Genomic DNA, 4118 nt, shown 5'->3' on the forward strand with positions numbered 1-4118 from the left:
TTGCATGACAGCTCCTTGAATCGAAATCAGCTTTGAGCGATCGCCAGTTGCGCCGCAGTCGGGTGCCAGACCAGCTCGACCGGCTTGACCGCACGCGGGATCAGCCCCAGCCCGTGGAAGGCATCGGCCACGCGCTGCTGTTCGGCAATCGCCTCGGGCGTGAGCGGCCGCACCGGCGACGGCGGCCGCCGCGACAGGAACAGGTGCACCGTCGCCAGCGACAGGCCGGAGAAATCGGCGAGGCGCTGCGCGGCTTCCTTGCGGTTCTCCTGCACCAGGCGGTCGGCACGCGACAGCTCGGCGAAGATCGCGGCGAGCGTGTCGCCGTGCTGCTCGGTAAAGGCGCGCGGCGCGAAGTAGAACGAGTTGTTGGACGTGAGCCCCCGGCCCGTGGCCAGCACGCGCGGCTTGATGGCGAGTTCAGTGGCGGCGTAGTACGGGTCCCAGATGCCCCAGGCATCGATGGCGCCACGCTCGAAGGCGGCGCGCGCATCGGCGGGCGTCAGGTACACGGGCTGGATGTCGGCAAAGGTCAGGCCGCCCTTCTGCAGCGCGCGCACGATCAGGAAATGCGCACTCGAGCCCTTCTGCAGCGCGATGCGCTTGCCTTTCAAGTCGCCCAGCGTCTTGAGCGTCGAGCCCTGCGGCACGAGGATGGCCGAGCTGTCCGGCTTGGGCGGCTCCACGCCGACATAGCGCAAGTCTTTGCCTGCGGCCTGCGCGAACACCGGCGGCGTATCGCCGGTGATGGCCAGGTCCAGGCTACCCGCCGACAGCGCTTCCAACTGCTGCGGCCCGGCCGGGAATTCCAGCCAGCTCACCTTCGTTTCGGGAAAGCGCTGCTCCAGCGCGCGGCTTTCCTTGACGATGACGAGGTTGACTGCGCTCTTCTGGAAACCAACACGCAACTGCGTAGGTGGCGTGATCTTCGGCAGGCTGGCCGGCGCGGCGGCATTGGCGGCCTGCGCCACCGGCCCCAGGGCGGCCAACGATGCACCGGCAGCAGAGGCCGTCAGCAGGCGGCGGCGTTGAAGGTCGATGGCCATGACGATCAGCGTGCGGCTTGTTGCGTCGTGGGCTGCGCGCTCGGATTCCACGCGGAATCCGCCACCTTCACCGGGCGCGGGATCAGCTTGAGCGCGTGGAACGTATCGGCGATGCGCTGCTGGTCGGCCAATGCCTCGGCGCCGACCGGCTGGATGCCGTAGGCGATGCGCGAGACGGAGCGCGTCACCACCGCCGGCTCCAGGCCCAGTTGGGGCCCAAGGATGGTCGTCACGTCCTTCAGATGGGCAGCCGCCCACGTGTCGGTCTGCTTCAGCTCGTCGAGCACCACGTTCAGCACATCCGGACGCGCCGCCGCATAGCCCTTCGAGGCCAGGAAGTACTGCGAATTGTTGACCACGCCGGTGCCGTCGGCCAGCACGCGCGCACCGAGCTGTGTTTCAGCAGCGGCGAAGAACGGGTCCCAGATCACCCAAGCATCGATGGCGCCGCGCTCGAAGGCGGCACGTGCGTCGGCGGGGGTCAGGTAGACGGGCTGGATCTCGCTGTAAGGCACGTTGGCCTTCTCCAGCAACTTGACCAGCAGGTAGTGCACGTTCGAGCCCTTGTTGAAGGCCACGCGCTTGCCGCGCAGGTCGGTCACGCTCTTGAGCGGCGAAGTCTTCGGCACGATGATGGCCTCGCCGGCCGGCGCGGGCGGCTGGTTGCCGACGTAGACGAGATGTGCGCCGGCGGCCAGCGCGAAGATGGTCGGCGCTTCACCGGTCGTGCCGAAATCGATGGCGCCGACGTTCAGCCCTTCCAGCAACTGCGGGCCGGCGGGAAACTCGGTCCACTTCACTTCGATGCCCTGGGCGGCGAGGCGCTTCTCCAGCGTGCCGCGCGCCTTGAGCACGGTCAGCGTGCCGTACTTCTGGTAGCCGATGCGCAGTTGCTTGGCGGCAGTCGGGGGCGGTGCATCGCTGTTGGCGAAGGCCGCAGGCGTGCCAAGCGTGGCAAGCAGTGCAGTGGCGAGGGTCAGGGTCCGGCGCAGGGGCGAGTGCGTGTTCATGGCGAGGTCGGTCGGGTCGGTCGATCAGGGTGTTGGGGCGGCACGAACCGCGCGCACGGGCTGCGCGGCATGACAACAACGGGAAACGTCTATGGGGGCGGCGCGCGCCTCAGCGCATCACGCCAGACATCGCATTCGTTCGGCGCCAGCGGCCTGGAAGGTGGCGCGCACCGCGCTGCGGCTGGAGACGATGACTTGCGCCACGGCCGGGTGACGCGCCAGCGCCAGGGCCTGGTGCACGCGCTCCACGCCGTCATCGAGTCGCTGCTGGAGTTGCGGATCGACGGTCAGGCCATCGTCATCCACGACGATCTGCGCATCGACGGCAAAGATGCCCGGCAGGATCGAGCGCGCCGCCAGCGACGACAGCACCGGCCGCAGCGCGTAGTCGATCGCCAGCGTGTGGGCGAGGCTGCCGCCGGTGGCGATCGGCAGCACGACCTTGTCGCGCAGCCCGCTCTGCGGCAGCAGATCGAGGAAGGTCTTGAGCAGCCCGCTGTAGGCCGCCTTGTAGACCGGCGTGGCAAGGATCACCACCCCGGCGGCCTCCACCCGCGCCAGCGCATCGACGATGGCCGGGGCGGAGAACTGCGCGCCCAGTAGCGCCTCGGCCGGCAGGCTGCGCAGGTCCAGGTGGTCCGCGGTCTCGCCGGCGCGCTCGAGCTGCGCGCGCACATGACCCAGCAGGCGCGCGGATCGCGATTGCGCCGAAGGGCTGCCGGAGATCGTCAGGATTTGCATGATGCGGACACACCTGTGGATTGATTGGGCTTACTTGCCCGGTTGATACAACTGGTCGAACTGACCGCCGTCGGCAAAGTGCGTCTTCTGCGCCTTCTGCCAGCCGCCAAAGGTGTCGTCGATCGTCACCAGCTTCACCTTCGGGAATGCGCTCTCGTGCTTCTTGGCGATGGCCGGATCGGTCGGGCGATAGAAGTTCTTCGCGCCGATCTCCTGGCCTTGTGGCGTGTACAGGAACTTCAGGTAAGCCTCCGCAGCCTTGCGCGTGCCCTTCTTGTCGGCCACTTTGTCGACCACCGCCACCGGCGGCTCGGCCAGGATGGAGATGGACGGCACGACCACGTCGAACTTGTCCTTGCCCTCCACGCGCGCGGCCAGCAGCGCCTCGTCTTCCCACGCGATCAGCACGTCGCCGATGCCGCGTTCAGTAAAGGTGGTGGTGGCGCCGCGCGCGCCCGAATCGAGCACCGGCACGTTCTTGTAGAGCTTCTGCACGAAGTCGCGGGCGGCGGCGTCCGAGCCACCCGGCTGCTTGAGTGCGTAGGCCCACGCAGCCAGGTAGTTCCAGCGCGCGCCGCCCGAGGTCTTCGGGTTGGGCGTGATGACGGCGATACCCGGCTTGACCAGGTCGTTCCAGTCCTTGATGCCCTTCGGGTTGCCCTTACGCACCAGGAAGACGATGGTGGAGGTGTACGGCGAGGCGTTGTGCGGCAGGCGCTTCTGCCAGTCCTTGCCCGTCAGGCCCTTGTCGGCAATGGCGTCGATGTCGTAGCCGAGCGCCAGCGTCACCACGTCGGCGTCGAGCCCGTCGATGACCGAGCGGGCCTGCTTGCCCGAGCCGCCGTGCGAGGCGCGCAGGGTGATGTCCTCACCCGTGTCGGCCTTCCACTTCTTGGCGAATTCGGTGTTGATCTCTTTGTACAGCTCGCGCGTCGGGTCGTATGACACGTTCAGCAGCGTCGTTGCAGCGTGCGCGCCCGCGGTTCCCCCCGCCACGATGGCAGCCGCAATGGCATGGAAGACAAACTTGCGAATCATCTTGCTGGCTCCGGTCCTGGGTGTTCTTGATTTCTGATAGCAGCAAGACTACCGAGCGGGCCTTCTTCGGGGAACGAATGGTTTCAGGGAATGTTCATCGGTTTTTGCATAAGGGGCTGGGGGCGCGTGGCTGGTGGAGGCAAACCCGCTTAGGTTTGATGGTTGGTGGTCCATCCCTTGTTTCATCCCCTGCCGGGGTTTGGTCTTGGTGGTCTACCTCCCTTTCGCCCCCTGCCGGGGCCGACTCACTTTCTTTGTCTTGCCAAAGAAAGTAAGCAAAGAA

At 66.9% G+C, this 4118-nt stretch carries 4 protein-coding genes; all 4 read right to left on the bottom strand.

The features are described from left to right. Window positions 1-26: 26 nt before the first annotated feature. The 4 genes from QZ609_RS25000 to QZ609_RS25015 all read right to left on the bottom strand — a co-directional run bounded on the left by QZ609_RS25000 (window position 27) and on the right by QZ609_RS25015 (window position 3835). A complete protein-coding gene (locus QZ609_RS25000; RefSeq protein WP_295500715.1) occupies window positions 27-1046 on the bottom strand; it encodes a sulfonate ABC transporter substrate-binding protein in 1020 nt (339 codons plus the stop codon). A 5-nt stretch (window positions 1047-1051) separates the two neighbouring features. Continuing rightward, on the bottom strand, window positions 1052-2056 hold the full coding sequence (locus tag QZ609_RS25005) for a sulfonate ABC transporter substrate-binding protein (RefSeq protein WP_295500706.1): 1005 nt from the start codon (window positions 2054-2056) through the stop codon (window positions 1052-1054). A 117-nt stretch (window positions 2057-2173) separates the two neighbouring features. Further along, window positions 2174-2797 carry an NADPH-dependent FMN reductase gene (gene ssuE / locus QZ609_RS25010; RefSeq protein WP_295500708.1) on the bottom strand — a complete coding sequence of 208 codons (624 nt, stop codon included), beginning with the start codon at window positions 2795-2797 and terminating at the stop codon, window positions 2174-2176. A 30-nt stretch (window positions 2798-2827) separates the two neighbouring features. Then, on the bottom strand, window positions 2828-3835 hold the full coding sequence (locus tag QZ609_RS25015; RefSeq protein ID WP_295500712.1) for a sulfate ABC transporter substrate-binding protein: 1008 nt from the start codon (window positions 3833-3835) through the stop codon (window positions 2828-2830). Window positions 3836-4118 lie beyond the last annotated feature (283 nt).

Source organism: uncultured Ralstonia sp. (genome assembly GCA_913056305.1).
Lineage (GTDB): Bacteria > Pseudomonadota > Gammaproteobacteria > Burkholderiales > Burkholderiaceae > Ralstonia.

Excerpts from the sequence above, each read along its gene's own strand:
- QZ609_RS25000 (WP_295500715.1), bottom strand. The coding sequence starts at position 1,046 with ATGGCCATCGACCTTCAACGCCGCCGCCTGCTGACGGCCTCTGCTGCC.
- QZ609_RS25005 (WP_295500706.1), bottom strand. The coding sequence starts at position 2,056 with ATGAACACGCACTCGCCCCTGCGCCGGACCCTGACCCTCGCCACTGCA.
- ssuE (WP_295500708.1), bottom strand. The coding sequence starts at position 2,797 with ATGCAAATCCTGACGATCTCCGGCAGCCCTTCGGCGCAATCGCGATCC.
- QZ609_RS25015 (WP_295500712.1), bottom strand. The coding sequence starts at position 3,835 with ATGATTCGCAAGTTTGTCTTCCATGCCATTGCGGCTGCCATCGTGGCG.